The 15,812-nt window shown below is 35.7% G+C and carries 15 protein-coding genes; 6 read left to right on the top strand and 9 right to left on the bottom strand.

Annotated features, from left to right (window positions below; all coding sequences use genetic code 11):
* Nucleotides 1–15: 15 nt before the first annotated feature.
* The 9 genes from AC3HD6_RS21465 to clpB all read right to left on the bottom strand — a co-directional run bounded on the left by AC3HD6_RS21465 (nt 16) and on the right by clpB (nt 9,914).
* Nucleotides 16–1,401: a phosphatase PAP2 family protein gene (locus AC3HD6_RS21465; RefSeq protein ID WP_488898172.1), complete on the bottom strand. Its 1,386-nt coding sequence runs from the start codon at nt 1,399–1,401 to the stop codon at nt 16–18.
* A 108-nt stretch (nt 1,402–1,509) separates the two neighbouring features.
* A complete protein-coding gene (locus AC3HD6_RS21460) occupies nt 1,510–2,529 on the bottom strand; it encodes a zinc metalloprotease (RefSeq protein WP_488898171.1) in 1,020 nt (339 codons plus the stop codon).
* Between the two features lie 398 nt (nt 2,530–2,927).
* Nucleotides 2,928–3,947 carry a zinc metalloprotease gene (locus AC3HD6_RS21455; RefSeq protein ID WP_488898170.1) on the bottom strand — a complete coding sequence of 340 codons (1,020 nt, stop codon included), beginning with the start codon at nt 3,945–3,947 and terminating at the stop codon, nt 2,928–2,930.
* Nucleotides 3,948–4,191: 244 nt separating this feature from the next.
* Nucleotides 4,192–4,833, bottom strand: coding sequence for a response regulator transcription factor (locus AC3HD6_RS21450; RefSeq protein WP_488898169.1), 642 nt, complete (start codon nt 4,831–4,833; stop codon nt 4,192–4,194).
* Entirely contained in the window at nt 4,830–5,615 is a 786-nt protein-coding gene (locus AC3HD6_RS21445) for a sensor histidine kinase (protein WP_488898168.1), read from the bottom strand. The genes AC3HD6_RS21450 and AC3HD6_RS21445 overlap by 4 nt, the downstream gene beginning before the upstream one ends.
* Nucleotides 5,597–6,241 carry a hypothetical protein gene (locus tag AC3HD6_RS21440; protein WP_488898167.1) on the bottom strand — a complete coding sequence of 215 codons (645 nt, stop codon included), beginning with the start codon at nt 6,239–6,241 and terminating at the stop codon, nt 5,597–5,599. The genes AC3HD6_RS21445 and AC3HD6_RS21440 overlap by 19 nt, the downstream gene beginning before the upstream one ends.
* A gap of 28 nt (nt 6,242–6,269) precedes the next feature.
* On the bottom strand, nt 6,270–6,797 hold the full coding sequence (locus AC3HD6_RS21435) for a hypothetical protein (protein WP_488898166.1): 528 nt from the start codon (nt 6,795–6,797) through the stop codon (nt 6,270–6,272).
* 194 nt (nt 6,798–6,991) lie between these two features.
* Nucleotides 6,992–7,144 (bottom strand): hypothetical protein, encoded by a 153-nt coding sequence (locus tag AC3HD6_RS21430; protein WP_488898165.1) that lies wholly within the window; start codon nt 7,142–7,144, stop codon nt 6,992–6,994.
* Nucleotides 7,145–7,319: 175 nt separating this feature from the next.
* Entirely contained in the window at nt 7,320–9,914 is a 2,595-nt protein-coding gene (clpB, locus tag AC3HD6_RS21425) for an ATP-dependent chaperone ClpB (RefSeq protein ID WP_488898164.1), read from the bottom strand.
* Nucleotides 9,915–10,277: 363 nt separating this feature from the next.
* Between clpB and AC3HD6_RS21420 the strand changes: the two genes are divergently transcribed.
* From AC3HD6_RS21420 to paaC, 6 genes are all read left to right on the top strand, one after another.
* Entirely contained in the window at nt 10,278–10,856 is a 579-nt protein-coding gene (locus AC3HD6_RS21420; RefSeq protein ID WP_488898163.1) for a TetR/AcrR family transcriptional regulator, read from the top strand.
* A 269-nt stretch (nt 10,857–11,125) separates the two neighbouring features.
* Entirely contained in the window at nt 11,126–12,442 is a 1,317-nt protein-coding gene (locus AC3HD6_RS21415; protein ID WP_488898162.1) for a phenylacetate--CoA ligase family protein, read from the top strand.
* Complete coding sequence (locus AC3HD6_RS21410) at nt 12,442–13,527, top strand: 2Fe-2S iron-sulfur cluster-binding protein (RefSeq protein ID WP_488898161.1); 1,086 nt, start codon at nt 12,442–12,444, stop codon at nt 13,525–13,527. The genes AC3HD6_RS21415 and AC3HD6_RS21410 overlap by 1 nt, the downstream gene beginning before the upstream one ends.
* A 113-nt stretch (nt 13,528–13,640) precedes the next feature.
* The gene (gene paaA, locus AC3HD6_RS21405) at nt 13,641–14,579 is read left to right on the top strand and encodes a 1,2-phenylacetyl-CoA epoxidase subunit PaaA (protein WP_045501831.1); all 939 of its coding nucleotides are present in this window, start codon (nt 13,641–13,643) and stop codon (nt 14,577–14,579) included.
* A 122-nt stretch (nt 14,580–14,701) separates the two neighbouring features.
* Nucleotides 14,702–14,983, top strand: a complete 282-nt coding sequence (gene paaB / locus AC3HD6_RS21400) for a 1,2-phenylacetyl-CoA epoxidase subunit PaaB (RefSeq protein WP_002981782.1) — start codon at nt 14,702–14,704, stop codon at nt 14,981–14,983.
* Nucleotides 14,984–15,049: 66 nt separating this feature from the next.
* Nucleotides 15,050–15,802: a 1,2-phenylacetyl-CoA epoxidase subunit PaaC gene (gene paaC / locus AC3HD6_RS21395; RefSeq protein WP_488898205.1), complete on the top strand. Its 753-nt coding sequence runs from the start codon at nt 15,050–15,052 to the stop codon at nt 15,800–15,802.
* Nucleotides 15,803–15,812 lie beyond the last annotated feature (10 nt).

Here is a 15,812-nt window from a genome sequence, read left to right as displayed (position 1 = left end):
GAAGGCTTTTTTATTTTAAAAATAGGCAGTTAATCTTAGACCTAGGGTAACATAATTTATTTTTTCTTTCGCAATCAGATTGTTCAGTTCCTGATCCAGTTCAGCACTTTCCTTGATCTCATCGCTGAAATGATAACGGATTGTAGAGTTAATCTGGTTATAATCTGTATAGAAAGTAAGACCTAATCCAGGGTTGAATTTATAGGTTATAGAAGCGCCTGTGTTCCAGCGGAAAGCTGGTTTAGGTTTGTATCGGGCTATCTGAAGTTCATGATTTGGGGCATCTATTTCGTTTCCTTTTACAAATACTTTTCCACTGGCTGTAGCAGAATATCCACCGGTTAGCTTTAGCATAAGCTGCCATTTTTCTGAGAACTCATGAGAAAAATAGGGTCCAATCCCTGCAGCCAGAAAGCCCATTGATTGTGTTTTAATTTCATGATCTCCAAAATCCTGGCCATCATCAAAAGTTATTCTTTGAGATTTAATTGGGAAGCTGCTGAAAGTAATATCTGCTCCCACACCCCATTTTTTTGAAAAGAAGTAAGCGCCTTCCAGTCCGCCTTCAAAACCGGTTTGCTTTTTGTCATCCAATTCCGATTCTTTCAGGAAGTTGGTAGTCCCTAAAGCGGTACCCATTTTTAAGGAAAGAAAAGAAGGATAATCATTCCCTTGTATTCTGGATAAAAGGCTTAAATTATCTCCTTTGTTCTTATATATTTTATCAATAAAGAAATAGCCGAGTTCTGTAGATATAATTCCTATGCCGGCACCAGCAAGAATATCCGGTACCCAGTGTCTGTTATTTAAATTTCGGCCAAGGCCTGTAATGGTGGCAGAGCCATATCCTGCAATACTGTAGGCTGGGTTTACCATTCCATATTCCTTATGGAGAAAGCTTGCGTTGGTAAAAGCCATGGCAGCATGTCCTGATGGAAAAGAATTATTTTTAGAGCCATCCGGACGTTCAACTTTAGCAGTGTATTTAATGGAGTTGACTAAAATAGCCATGATGGCTAAACTGGCTCCATAGGACAGAGTAGCTCTTCCAATATTGTTTCTTCCTTTTACACCGCTTAGTTTCAGACCATAAACGGCTACAGCAGGAGCATACTGAAGATAATCATCATATTTGACTTTGAAATTGGGAAGATATCTGTTTCTTACCTCACGGATATTTTCTTTTTCTCCCCATGTAGCCGCAGCTGCAGTAAAAAGTATGGCAGGGGCTACAGACTTCTTTACCCATTCCTTTTTAAAAAAAGGTGTAGGTTCTTTTAGTGGAGTATTTGTATTAATCAAAGCAAGATCTTGCTGAAGATTACGAGGCTGAATGGTATCTTGTGCTTTATAACTGCAAAAATGTAATAAAATCCCTAATGTTAGGACCGATTTTTTCATCACCGTGTCTTTATTTTTAAAATCTCGTAAAAATATAAAAAAAATCTATCCCAAAAATTGAGATAGACTATTTTAATGTTTTTATAATATTTAAACTGATCGTGTTGATTATCTTAATCCAGCTCTTGGCCCGGATGCTGATACTACAGCCTGCATTCTTGTTTTTTGATTGGCAGAGAACATGTACATAGACTTATCATCTACATAATCCATATAATTCATAAACATCTGAGAGCGGCTTACTCCACCACAAACTCTGTTCAAAGGATATGTTGGATTTCCGTAATTAGGACCTGGAGAAGTTGGTGTGTCATTAGAATAATCTGTTTGGCAGCCTGCATCAGATGATCCCCAAAGGTGTGGTAGGTTTAGGTAATGACCTACTTCATGTGTTACTGTTCTTCCCAGATTGAACGGAGCTGAAGCGCCGGTTTTTCCAATATATTGATAACCTATTACAAGACCATCATACCATTGCCCTGCGTGTTCCGGGTAATAAGCATAGCCTAAAGTTCCAGGCTGGTTATTTTCGTCTAGAATTGAATTAACAACCCAGATATTCAAATTTTTATTTACATCAGTGGCGTCAATTCCACCTGTGCTTGCTTTCTTCATTTGCTCAAGGTCAGATCTCCAGCCTGTTTTTGAATTCTGTTTACGGTTCGTAGCCACTAATTTGAAACGGATTTTTACATCACCTGCTGCGGAAGGCTGAAATGCGGAAGGGATCTTGGTGATGTCAGAGTTAGTAGCACCATAATCTGCGTTTAAAACAGCAATTTGTTCAGCGATTCTTGCATCAGAAACATTCTGGGCGGAAGTACTATAGATCACGTTAAAAACAACTGGGATTTCAACGGTTCCATCAGCAAGTACTTTTCCAAACTTAATATTTTCTGCAAATTTTTCAGTACCGAATTCAATATCGGCTATTTTTTGTTTGAGTGCAGGGTTTTTCAAAAGCATTGCTTCTCTTATTTCTTCAGACGCGCATTTTCTTTGGCTCGCCGTTGAAGCAGTAGAGGAAGCTTCTGGGTTCATTGAAGATTCATTTTGATTGGTAATGCTGTCATTATTACAAGCAGACATAAAGCTCAGAATTAGAGCTCCCAAAAAGAGTTTTTTCATATCGTTATAATATAATGTGGTTGAGGGTGTGAAATTATATTATTTAAAATTAATATGCAAATTATTTTCTAAATTATTTAGTAAATATTTACATTAATGGTTGATTGTTTGAATATATGGTAATGTAATTTGGTAAGTTTTGAATTTTAATCAATTTTGGTTTATTGTTTTATATTTCACATTTAAGTGTATTTCAAAATGAAAATAATATTATATTTCTTTGTTATTTATAGAATATTTTTCACGCTAAGTCCGTCAGTAACACGCTTAAATATAAAACTGATAACTTTGTTTTTAGTGTGTTTGAATGTCTATAATGCTTGTCTCAACAATTTTGATTTTAGCGCAAAAAAAATCTATCTCAATTTGAGATAGATTTTAAATATTTTAAACGAATTTTAATTAACTCTTAATCCTGCTCTAAGTCCGGTAGCAGAAACTACAGACTGCATTTTTGTTTTTTGTCCGGCAGAAAACATGTATAATGATTTATCATCAGAGTAATCCATATAATTCATAAACATTACAGATCTTTTAACCCCATAACATGTATTATAAAGTGGGTAAGTCGGATTTCCGGTATTAGCAGTTGTTTGTGTTGGAGTGTCTGCAATCAGGTCATCTCCACATGTGGTATCTCCCCAGATATGTCTAAGGCCTAAATAGTGTCCTACTTCATGAGTGGCAGTTCTTCCTAGATTGAAATTAGCAGAAGTTCCTGTTTTGCCAAAAAACGGAGCAGCAATAACTACACCATCTTTCCATGTTCCTGCATCTTCAGGCCAGGAAGAATATCCAAGAACATCTCCTCTGGTATCCGGCATTCTGCCTACCACCCAAATATTGAAATTATTCGCAGTATTAGTTGCGTCAATTCCTCCTTTAGATGCAAGTTTCATATTATTTTTATCTCTGTCTGTTTTGGTCCATGATGATTTAGTTGTGGATTTTCTGATCGTATTCACCAATTTGAATCTTACTTTTACATCACCAGCTTTTACCCCTTGAAATTCTGTAGGTATCTTTGAAACATCGGTATTGGTTCCTCCGTAGTCTGCATTCAACACATCAATTTGTTCTGTGATCCTTGCGTCTGAAACATTTTCTGTTGCTGTACTATATAATACATTTACCACTACTGGGATTTCAACTGTTCCATCTGCCAGAACTTTTCCCATTGCTGCTTTTTTTGCAAAGTTTTCAGCATTAGCTTCAAGATCAGCTACCTTTTGCCTTAAGGCTGGATCATTCTTCAGCGCTTCGTTTCTCATGTCTTCTGAAGGGCAATTTCTTTCTGTTGCAGTGAAGGCAGAAGAAGTTTCTGAATTGATTTGTGCTTCATTCTGATTGGTCATGCTGTCGTTATTACATGCAGACATAAAGCCAAGAGCAAGTGCTCCAAATAATAATTTTTTCATATCGTTTTTCTATTTTGAGGATGTGAAATTATATTATTTGAAATTAATATCCAAATAAATTTAATATTTATTTAGAATATAATCAATAAAATTAGTATTTCTTTGATTATAATATTGCTTATTTATTTTTTTATTGAATTTTAATTAATTTATGTTTTTGCTTAATTTATTTCATATTTAAGTGGATGATTCTATTTGAATGATGATGTTGTTTTGAATTTTATAGAATTTTTTTTACTTTAAATCAATTCGCAAAACCATTTTTAATAGCAAAAACAGCCAGGCCTACACGGGTTTTCAAATCTAGTTTTTCGCATAACTGGTCGCGATAACTTTCTACTGTTCTGGGGCTGCAGCACATTCTGTCTGCAATTTCTTTATAGCTAAGTTCTGTAACCGTATATTTTAAAAATTCTTTTTCGCGTTCAGATATTTTTATGGCATTTTCAATATCATTCCCTTTGTTGAGATTAGAGAATATAATTTTTGAGGCCCATTCAGGGTAAAAGAAACCATCAGAGTTTAATCTTATCAATGCTGTTTCCAGATCTTTGGGATGGGTATTTTTTAAAAGATAACCTTTTGCTCCGTTTTTAATCATTTTAATGACACTATTGTCATCACCTTGCATGCTGAGTGCCATCACTTTGATGTCAGGATGATTTTTGGTAACCCAGGCTGCGGTTTCAAAGCCGTCCATAATCGGCATGCTGACATCCATAAGGATAATATCCGGAATTGTATTTCCTTCTTCGAATTTTTGGATCAGATCTTTTCCGCTTTCACAAACGTAGATCACTTCAAATTCAGTGAAGTTGCCAATAATTCCTTCAAGGGCTTTGGCAATAAGTATATGGTCGTCAACAATTACAATTGTTTTTTTCATGGCTGTTTCTTTAAGATAATATTAAGTTGGGTTCCTGCATTCTTTTCGCTCTCCAGATGGAAATCTGCACCAATAATTTCAGCTCTGTTTTTCATATTAGTGAGACCAATTCCATTTGATTGCGTCCGGGTTGTATCAAATCCGATTCCATCATCACGAATGGTAAGTTCCCAAAGTATGTTTTCAGAAGTATTTAAGCTGATGAAAATATTTTTGCAGTGAGAGTGTTTTATGCTGTTTTGAATAAATTCCTGAGTGATTCTTAACAAGAGATTTTTATGAACAAAGCCAAGATCCAGGTAATCAAAATTATGTTCAAAACTGATCAGACATTTTTTCAGTGAATTGGTATTATCAACTTCTTCCTGAATTAAAGTCACAATTTCTTTTTGACTGATATTGTCATCGGTCAATGTTTTTGAGAGGCTGCGAAGATCCTGTAGTGACTGATTGATGATTTGTGAAACCTGGTCAATTCTCTCATTGGCTTCAGGAACTTTATTTTCGTAAAGCATTTGCTGAACATATAGACTTACCAATGTAAGCTTTTGCCCGATATTGTCATGCAATTCTCTTCCAATCTGCTGCATGGTAGCCTGCTGGATCTCGAGTTGAGTAGAGAGGAGCTCTCTTTGATGAATTTCATTTTTCATCTCTATTTCATTAAGATATTCTCTTTTGCGCTGTCTGTAATTCCTGATATAGATGGCAACAGCAACGGCAAACATTACAAAGAATGTATTGAAAAGGATGATTGTAATTATTAATTCTGCTTTCCCCATATGAATGAACTTGCAAATAAAAGATACATGATAGTTCCGGAAACCTGAAAATAAGCAAAATATAGATCCCATAGATCTCTATATTCCCAAAGAAGAGACATGAAGGTCATAAACGGGAGTGTTCCTATATAAAAAAGAGTATTACCCAGATTGATATAAAACATCCTGTTGGTACTGAATTTTAGAATTTCTGTTGAATTTACCTGCTTATAATATTCCATAACTACCAGTACCATCAAAAATATACATCCTAAAGTATAATTGGGAGCATAAACAACTTTTCTTTCTACGAAAAGTGAGAGTTGCGGAATAAACGCAGCAAAATATAAGAAAGAAAAGATGTAGAATAGTTTGGGTTTCTTCAGAGATTTTATCGCATATAACCAATAAAAGAAAATAAACTGCAATGGCATTACAAAATAGTTGTAAAAAATAATCCTATCGATACGAAGTTCCTCCTCTGCCCATTTCACAGACGATTCACATAGGAATATAGCAATAAGATATAAAGCAAAAAGTTTCCAATGCAGTTTTTTTTCACGGTTAAAATAAATAATGGATACTAAAGCAGCGATAGCCTCTCCGGTATACATAAATTGTGCGAAAAACCTCTGGAATTCAGTCATAGTTTATAATAAGTTCTTTTAATTAATTCTAAAGCATCCCCATTGAGCTTGCTGGAGGAGATAAAGTACCTTGATTTTCACCGATTCCTTTAGGTGGTGGTGAACCTTTTGCAGAGAGTGCAAGATTAGCTATTTTCCCATTTTTAGGTTGTAATGAATTGAAATCGAAATGTAAAATTTCACCTTCTTCAGTTTCTTTTTTCAAAGTAGGCACCATTACAAGGGTGTGTCTTTCAGAGTATTCTTGGGGAACAGGATGGCTTTCCATAATGTCCCAGTTTTCGATTTTCGGATAAGCGGCATAATAAAATCTGATGCCCAGATCTTCCTGGGTACATTCAGGATTTATTTTTAGGGCTTCATGTTCTAACTTCTTAATGAAGTTTTTCAGCTTGGTAAGATCAAACCATATAGAATTGGCATCTGTTATTCCCATGGTTTCATTAATGGCAGTCATTTGGTTTTGACGATAGTTGTCAATGAGAGCTTTGATAAGATCATTTGACATTGCTCCTGAGCTTAGAGGCTCTTGTTCATTAGTAGTTTCTGTTTTCATAACTTAGTTTTATAATAGAGCATCCGTGTTTTCGCAAATTTCGTAAAAAAATATGGGAGTAAATAGGATAGGGAATAGGGAATTACACTGTTATTTTTACCGTATTTTTACGGATTGTGTATGTAAGGGAAAAAGAATAAAAGTAAAACTAAGATATTGTTCATAAAAAAAACGGAGAGTAACTCCGTTTTGCTTTAAATACAAGGGTATCTTCTTGGATCTCTGCAAATCATTCCTGATGTACAGCATAAACCGTTAGGGCAGTTCCAGTTTTCATCACATTCAATGATAGGAAGTAGCAATCCGCCTTCAATTTTCTTTAATTCTTGTCTTTTTAATTTTTTCATACTGATTTTGTTTAAGTTATTAATTTGTTGGAAATATAAAATTAGTGATATTTCACATTGAAAAGATATAAATTAATGAAAAATTTAATTATTAAATAAAAAATGAGTGCCGCAGATTTCTCTACAGCACTCATCTACAAAAATTAATGTATATGAAAAAAACTACTTTATTTTTTTATTGTTCAGTAGGTCTGAACACTAGCCCTGTTTCTGTAAAATAATCCAGGGTAATTCTGTCGCCGTCATTTACATTTCCTGCAAGAATTTCTTTAGACAGTTTATTTAATACTTCTTGTTGGATCACTCTTTTTAAAGGTCTTGCTCCAAATGCGGGGTCATATCCTTTTTCCATCAGGTAATCTACTGCGTCCTGAGTGAAGGTCATAATAATGTTACGCTTTGCGAGCATATCATTAAACCCTCTCAGCTGATACTGAACGATTTTTCCGATTTCTTTCTTTCTTAAAGGCTGGAATAATACAACCTCATCAATTCTGTTCAGGAATTCCGGTCTTAACGTCTGCTTTAAAAGATCAAAAACTTCATCTTTGGTTTTATCTACAATCTCATCCTGATTTTCCTCAGTTAAGTTTTCAAAGTTCTCCTGAATAAGATGCGAACCTAAATTCGAAGTCATAATGATAATCGAATTTTTGAAATTCACTACACGGCCTTTATTATCCGTTAAACGGCCGTCATCCAAAACTTGAAGTAAAGTATTGAAAACATCGGGATGTGCTTTTTCAATCTCATCCAAAAGCACTACAGAATAAGGTCTTCTTCTTACTGCTTCAGTTAATTGCCCGCCTTCATCATATCCTACATATCCCGGAGGAGCTCCTACCAGTCTGGAAACACTGTGACGCTCCTGATATTCACTCATATCAATTCTGGTCATATTGTTTTCATCATCAAATAAGAACTCAGCTAACGCTTTTGCAAGCTCAGTTTTACCGACACCGGTTGTTCCTAAGAATAAGAAAGATCCGATTGGTTTTTTATCATCGCTCAATCCGGCTCTGTTTCTTCTTATTGCATCCGCTACAGCCTCAATTGCCTCGTTCTGTCCTACCACTCTGTGGTGAAGTTCAGCTTCAAGATTTAATAATTTATCTCTTTCAGACTGCAATAGTTTAGTCACAGGAATACCTGTCCATTTTGCAATGACTTCAGAAATATTTTCAGACGTTACTTCCTCTTTGATCAGCTCATTCTGATGGTTCTGCATTTCCAGTTCCACTTTGGCCAGTTCGTCTTCTTTTTCACGAAGTTTTCCATACTGGATTTCCGCAACTTTTGCATAATCTCCAGCTCTCGAAGCTCTTTCTGCTTCTAACTTCAGAGATTCAATATCTTTTTTGATCTGGGTAAGATCTTCACTTTTCTGTTTTTCTTTCAGCCATTTTGCATTGATCTCATTTCTCTGTTCAGAAATTTTAGCAATGTCTTCTTTTAAATGGTCAATTTTAGTTTGGTTGCCTTCTCTCGAAATGGCGGCCAATTCAATTTCCAGCTGCATCAGCCTTCTGTCTAAAACATCCAGTTCTTCAGGTTTGGAATTGATTTCCATTCTCAATTTTGCAGAAGCCTCGTCAATAAGGTCAATCGCTTTATCTGGTAAAAATCGGTCTGAAATATATCTTTGGGACATTTCAACAGCAGCAATAATTGCTTCATCTTTGATTCTTACTTTATGGTGAGCTTCGTACTTATCCTTGATTCCACGAAGGATGGAAATTGCAGACTCAGTATCCGGTTCCTCTACCATTACTTTTTGGAAACGTCTTTCTAAGGCCTTATCTTTTTCGAAATACTTTTGGTATTCATTTAAAGTAGTTGCTCCAATCGCTCTTAACTCACCTCTTGCAAGAGCTGGTTTCAAAATATTGGCAGCATCCATTGCTCCTTCACCTCCTCCGGCACCTACTAAAGTATGGATTTCATCAATGAAAAGAATGATCTGTCCATCAGATTTTATCACTTCATTGACTACAGATTTCAGACGCTCTTCAAATTCACCTTTATATTTTGCTCCGGCGATCAATGCTCCCATATCCAATGAATATAATGTTTTATCCATCAGGTTTTCAGGAACGTCACCGCTGATAATTCTGTGTGCAATCCCTTCTGCAATAGCTGTTTTACCTACACCAGGTTCTCCGATAAGGATAGGATTGTTTTTGGTTCTTCTGGAAAGGATCTGCAATACTCTTCTGATCTCTTCATCACGTCCGATTACCGGATCTAGCTTTCCTTCAGCAGCTAACTCGTTGAAGTTTTTAGCATATTTATTTAAAGATTGATAAGTCTCTTCTGAACTTGCAGAAGTAGCCTTACTTCCTTTTCTTAATTCTTTAATGGCTCCTTCCAGTAATTTCTTAGTTACGCCCATGTCTTTCAACATTTGAGAAACTTCAGAGCTGGTTTCTATTAGGGATAACCATAAATGTTCGATCGTTACATATTCATCACCCATTTTTTTAGCGATGTTGGGGGCATCCAGTAATACTTTGTTTGCTGATTGTGAAAGATAGATGTTTCCTCCCTGTACTTTAGGAAGCTTTTCTAAATTTTCACGGTTTCGCTCTCTTACTAAAGCAGCATCTGCTTCAGACTTCTTTAATAGGAAAGGTGATATATTTTCATCTACCTGAAAGATTCCTTCTAGGAGATGTTGAGGTTCGATACTTTGATTGCCAAATTCCATAGCAACTTGCTGTGCTGCCTGGATGGCTTCTTGTGATTTTACAGTATATTGGTTTAAGTTCATATTTTCTATATTTTTGGTAATGATTCGTTCAAATTTTAGTTTTAAAAACATCAAGAAACTAAATTTTAAGGCTCAGTTTCTTAATGCCAATCAATTATTTAATCATGTAATCGATGACTGTATCGCAAAAACTGTTCAATTATTAAATTTACAAAAAAAATGGACAAAATTTCCGGATTATATATTTTTAACGATAATTTAACTTGACAAAATTTCCGATTCATTAAAATTTTCTCTGAAATTGATGAACAAATAGTCAGGCCGGAGAAAAAAAGCTTCTCCCAACTCAATTTTGAAATCAATGAAATTAGTAGATTACAACATTCAATTTATTTCAGAATAACTACTTTTGCATTTTTACAGATGGAACTTAAAGAAAAACAAAGGAAAATATTAGACGTAGCCGTAGAACTTTTCAAGGAGAAAGGCTATATGGGAAGCTCTGTAAGAGACCTCGCTACGAAGCTTAATATCAAGGCAGCATCGCTATATGCACATATCCGTTCGAAAGAAGAAATTCTGGAATGGGTTTGTTTTGGTATTGCACAAGAGTTTTTCGATGAGCTTCAGGAAGTAAAAAATACTGATATTGGTCCAAGGGAAAAGTTGAATTTGTTTTTGGATAAACATTTGTCGGTAGTTCTTAAAAATCGAGATGTAACTCACATTTATTCTATTGAATGGAGGCATCTGGAAGAAAGGCTTCCTGAATTCATAGAGCTAAGGAAAAATTATCAGCAAGAAGTTGAGCAGCTGATTTCCGAAATCTATCAAGCGGAAAACTGGGAATTGAAATCCCCATCATTTACAACAAGATTCATTCTTCATACTTTAAACAATTCCTATTTCTGGTTCAAAAGAAACAGTGATTCTACAGATGAGATCACTGATGAAATAAGGGATAAGATCCTTTATGGGCTTCTGGGAAACCAAAATAAATAGGGTTTTGTCATTCTGACGAAGGAAAAATCTTCATTATTGTTCAATGTTATTCAGTCTTTACTTGTTCTGTAACAACTTTAATCTTAATAGAAATTTTGTTGAGATCCCGCACTCCATTTTGTTTCTTTCGGAATGGCAAATCAATTGAATTTCAATTTTAACCCAGTTTTAATTATTTAGAATCATTCAAAATATGATGAAAATCATAAAAATTTTGTCAGCTTCCAAAATCTTTTTAAATTTACACCTAACAAATGTTAGTTAGTTTTATGGATTTTTCAGTTGAATATCTGGAGCTGGGTCAGTTGAGACAGCTTCAATCCGACCGCTTAGTAAATCTCATGGGTTATCTGAACGAGAAGTCGGAATTTTATAGAAGAAAGTTTGATGAATTGCAGATATCTCCACAGGAAATAAGGACCATTGCAGATATTACGAAACTTCCAATTACTTACAAACAGGACTTGAGAGACAACTACCCATTTGGTTTATTTACAGTTCCTAAAAATGAACTTCAGAGAATTCACTGTTCAAGCGGAACAACGGGTAAGCCAACGGTGGTGGGCTATACTAAAGAAGATGTAGATCTTTTCAGTGAAGTGGTAGCAAGATCTCTAAGTGCAGCAGGAGCAAGACCAGGAATGCAGCTGCATAATGCTTATGGTTATGGGATTTTTACAGGCGGGTTAGGACTTCACTATGGAGCAGAAATGTTGGGAATGAGTGTTCTTCCTATTTCAGGGGGAATGACAGCCAGACAGGTTGATCTTATTGTAGATTTTAAACCGGAAGTGATTTGTTGTTCACCATCTTATGCTTTAACTATTGCTGATGAATTTGCTAAAAGAGGAATTTCTGCTGATGAAATTAGTCTAAAGTATGCTGTATTAGGATCTGAACCGTGGACAGAAATTATCAGAGGCCACATTGAAGAAAGATTAGGCGTTCATGCCACTAATATTTATGGTTTGAGCGAAATTATCGGCCCTGGAGTTTCCATGGAAGATTTTGAGGAAAAGGGAGGTTCCTATATTTGGGAAGACCATTTTTATCCTGAAATTTTAGATCCGATTACAAAAGAACCGGTTCCTTTCGGAGAAGAAGGAGTATTGGTGATTACCACATTAACGAAAAAAGCAATGCCGCTTCTGCGTTACTGGACGAATGATATCACAAGTCTTTATTATGACGAAAATGCGAAAAGAACCATGGTAAAAATGAAACCTATTGTTGGCAGGGCAGATGATATGCTGATTGTAAGAGGGGTAAATGTGTACCCAAGCCAGATTGAAGAGGCATTTTCTCATGTAAAAGGAGTAGTTCCCAATTATTATTTAACTCCTGTTGAAAAGGAGCAGATGTGTGTAGCTTTAGATATTGATGTTGAAATTGATGACGAATTGGTAAAGGCACAAAAAATAGAAGCAAATACCGATGATTATTTTAATTTTGTCGGAAGCTTCGGAAAAAATATTGAAAACGAAATCAAAAAGAGAGTAGGAATCACTACAAAAGTGAAAGTTCATGCTCAGGATAGTTTGCCGAAGTGCGAAGGTGGAAAAATTAATAGAATACTTAAAAAATAATGAATTCATTTTATAAACTTAAAACTGTAAGGGTTCAGAAGGATACTTCAGACGCGGTAAATGTCGCGGTGGAGATTCCGGAAGAACTGAAAGACAAGTTCAGGTTCAAACAGGGACAATATCTTAATTTCCGAATGATGATCAACGGAAATGAAGAGAGACGTTCTTATTCTATCTGTAATGCTCCAAGCGAAAAAAGCAATACACTGGAAGTTTTGGTGAAATTGCTGGAAGGCGGAAAAGTATCCGGATATTTCAATGAGCATCTTCATATGGATGAAATGTTGGAAGTAATGCCTCCAATGGGTGGTTTCAATACTTCTTATCACCCGACCAACGTAAAGACGTATATAGGTCTGGCTGCAGGAAGCGGAATTACTCCGGTTTTATCCAATATCAAAGAAAGTCTTTATCAGGAACCGAACAGTAATGCTTATTTGTTCTACAGTAACAGAAGCATGGACCATGTTTTAAGAAAGGCTGAAATTAATAAGCTGGTAGAGCAGTTCAATGGAAGACTTAAAGTGATTTATCTTGTAAGCCGTGAAAAGCATGAAGATCCGGTTTTTGAAGGAAGAATTTCTCCTGAAAAATTAGATCAGCTGTTTGAAAGATATCCTGAGATTGATGTAAAAGAAGCCACTTATTTCATTTGTGGCCCTTCAGAGATGATTAAAGGGATCGCAGATTATTTAAAGAAAGATAAAAAAGTACCCGCTATTCAGGTTTTATTTGAATACTTTACAGCTCCTGACGAAGAGAACACGGAAGAAATGAGTGATGAATTTAAAGCGATTGCCAATATTGAAAGTATGGTAACGGTAATTATTGATGATGATGAATATTCATTTCACCTTAATTCCAAAAAAGAGAGTATCTTAGATAAAGCATTGAAAGACAATCTTCCCGTGCCTTTTGCATGTAAAGGAGGAGTGTGTTGTACGTGTAAGGCAGAAGTTTTAGAAGGAGAGGTTTTTATGGAGAAAAACTATGCACTTACCGAAGACGAAGTAGCCAGAGGTTACGTTCTTACCTGTCAATGTCACCCGACAACGAATGTGGTGATGCTTAATTATGATGTGTAATTCAATTTGAAAATGTACTAATTTGGAAATTTGAAAATGGGTAATTGTTTATTGTCATTTTCTCTAAATAATTTTCAAATTAACTCATTCTCAAATTCTCAAATTAAAAGATTATGGACTTAGAAAAATTTGTTCAATACGTTCACGAAGAAAATAAAGTAGAACCCAAAGATGTAATGCCGGATGATTACAGAAAGCTTTTGGTTCGTCAGATTTCACAGCATGCCCATTCTGAAATCGTAGGAATGCTGCCGGAAGCCAACTGGATTTCCAGAGCGCCTTCATTGAGAAGAAAAATGGCTCTTTTGGCTAAAGTTCAGGATGAGGCAGGTCACGGTTTATACCTTTATTCTGCAACAGAAACTTTAGGAGACGGAAGTATCAGAGCAGATAGAGATGCTACTTATGATGACATGCTGGAAGGAAAAGCAAAGTATTCAAGCATCTTTAATTATCCAACATTAAGCTGGGCTGATATCGGTGCTATCGGCTGGTTAGTTGATGGAGCAGCGATTATGAACCAGGTAATGTTGATGGGGAATTCTTATGGCCCTTATTCAAGAGCGATGGTAAAGATCTGTAAAGAGGAGTCTTTTCACCAAAGACAAGGGTATGAGATTTTAATGGCACTTTGCCGTGGTACCAAACAACAGAAAGAAATGGCTCAGGCTTCGTTAAACCGTTTCTGGTGGCCGGCTCTAATGATGTTCGGACCTAATGATGACAGCTCACCAAACTCTAAAATCTCTATGAACTACAGAGTAAAAAGAGAAAGTAATGACAGTCTTCGTCAGAGATTTATCGACGTTACCGTTTCTCAGGCTGAGTTCTTAGGATTAACCATTCCGGATAAAGACCTGAAATGGAATGAGGAAAGACAGCATTACGATTTCGGAGAACTTCCTTGGGGAGAATTTATGGAAATCTTAAAAGGAAACGGACCTTGTAATAAAAAGCGTATTGAAACGAAGAGAAAAGCGCAGAGAGAAAACTCTTGGGTGAAAGAAGCAGCAATTGCTTTTGCAGAAAAACAACAAAAAGAAGTAATATAATTTGAAATGTGCTAATTTGAAAATTTGAAAATGACTTTAACCACGTTATTTATGCTCAAATTTTCAATGAACACGATTCATCAATTTTCAAATTAACCAATTTTCAAATTTTCAAATTAATTATGGCAAATTTAGATATGTGGGAAGTGTTTATTCAGACTAAACCGGGATTATCTCACAAACACGTTGGAATTGTACAGGCGCCAACAGCAGAAATGGCTTTACAGAACGCAAGAGACGTGTATACAAGAAGAAAAGAAGGAACTTCTGTTTGGGTAGTTCCAAGTAAATATATTGTGACTTCAGAAGGAGTGGATAAAGAAGCATTCTTTGATCCGGCAGATGATAAACTATACCGTCACCCAACGTTCTACGAAATTCCAAATGACGTAAAAAATATGTAAAACAGCTATTGGCTGTTAGCTACTGGTAATTCGCCAAAAGCTAGATGCCAAAAGCCAAAAGATAAAATAATGAACCCATTATATAATTATTTATTAAAACTAGCAGATGACAGTTTCATTATGGGACAGCGTCTATCTGCATGGTGCGGTGAAGGTCCTTATTTAGAGGAAGATATTGCATTAACGAATATTGCATTAGATGAACTTGGTCAGGCTAATAACTTTTATGTGTACGCTTCAAGAGTTATTGATAATGGTAAAAGTGAAGATGATATCGCTTTCTTAAGATATGAACATGAATATATAAACGCGCATTGGACAGAACTTCCTAACGAAGATTATGCTCAGACGATTCTTAAGGTTTATGTTTTCTCAGTGTATCAGAAACTGATGTATGAAGCATTATCCAATTCAGCGAATGAAGAATTATCTGCTATTGCTCAGAAATCATTAAAAGAAGTAAGGTATCATTATACGCATGCGGTATCCTGGATGAAAATTTTCGCTCAGGGAACAGAAGAAAGCCGTACGCGTTTAGAAAATGCTATTGAAAATATCTGGGAATACACCAAAGGATTGTTTGCCAAATCAGAAGGTGAAGATGATCTTGTTGCCTTGAATATCGTTCCTAATGTTGATGAACTGTATAAAGAATTCATTGCCATTACAGAAAATGATTTCCAAAGCTTCGGATTAGAGTACCCAACGAATCCATTTATGCAGCCAAAATCAAGAACAGGGTATCATACAGAATACTTTGGATTTATCCTTTGTGAGCTTCAGTATATGCAGAGAGCGTATCCTGGGTGTACTTGGTAGATATTAAGTT

The organism is Chryseobacterium sp. II3a (assembly GCF_057815135.1).
This window is presented reverse-complemented; position numbering and strand designations above follow the sequence as displayed.

Bases quoted from the DNA above. Each gene is read 5' to 3' on its own strand.
- AC3HD6_RS21465 (WP_488898172.1), bottom strand. From the start codon at position 1,401: ATGAAAAAATCGGTCCTAACATTAGGGATTTTATTACATTTTTGCAGT.
- AC3HD6_RS21460 (WP_488898171.1), bottom strand. From the start codon at position 2,529: ATGAAAAAACTCTTTTTGGGAGCTCTAATTCTGAGCTTTATGTCTGCT.
- AC3HD6_RS21455 (WP_488898170.1), bottom strand. From the start codon at position 3,947: ATGAAAAAATTATTATTTGGAGCACTTGCTCTTGGCTTTATGTCTGCA.
- AC3HD6_RS21450 (WP_488898169.1), bottom strand. From the start codon at position 4,833: ATGAAAAAAACAATTGTAATTGTTGACGACCATATACTTATTGCCAAA.
- AC3HD6_RS21445 (WP_488898168.1), bottom strand. From the start codon at position 5,615: ATGGGGAAAGCAGAATTAATAATTACAATCATCCTTTTCAATACATTC.
- AC3HD6_RS21440 (WP_488898167.1), bottom strand. From the start codon at position 6,241: ATGACTGAATTCCAGAGGTTTTTCGCACAATTTATGTATACCGGAGAG.
- AC3HD6_RS21435 (WP_488898166.1), bottom strand. From the start codon at position 6,797: ATGAAAACAGAAACTACTAATGAACAAGAGCCTCTAAGCTCAGGAGCA.
- AC3HD6_RS21430 (WP_488898165.1), bottom strand. From the start codon at position 7,144: ATGAAAAAATTAAAAAGACAAGAATTAAAGAAAATTGAAGGCGGATTG.
- clpB (WP_488898164.1), bottom strand. From the start codon at position 9,914: ATGAACTTAAACCAATATACTGTAAAATCACAAGAAGCCATCCAGGCA.
- AC3HD6_RS21420 (WP_488898163.1), top strand. From the start codon at position 10,278: ATGGAACTTAAAGAAAAACAAAGGAAAATATTAGACGTAGCCGTAGAA.
- AC3HD6_RS21415 (WP_488898162.1), top strand. From the start codon at position 11,126: ATGGATTTTTCAGTTGAATATCTGGAGCTGGGTCAGTTGAGACAGCTT.
- AC3HD6_RS21410 (WP_488898161.1), top strand. From the start codon at position 12,442: ATGAATTCATTTTATAAACTTAAAACTGTAAGGGTTCAGAAGGATACT.
- paaA (WP_045501831.1), top strand. From the start codon at position 13,641: ATGGACTTAGAAAAATTTGTTCAATACGTTCACGAAGAAAATAAAGTA.
- paaB (WP_002981782.1), top strand. From the start codon at position 14,702: ATGGCAAATTTAGATATGTGGGAAGTGTTTATTCAGACTAAACCGGGA.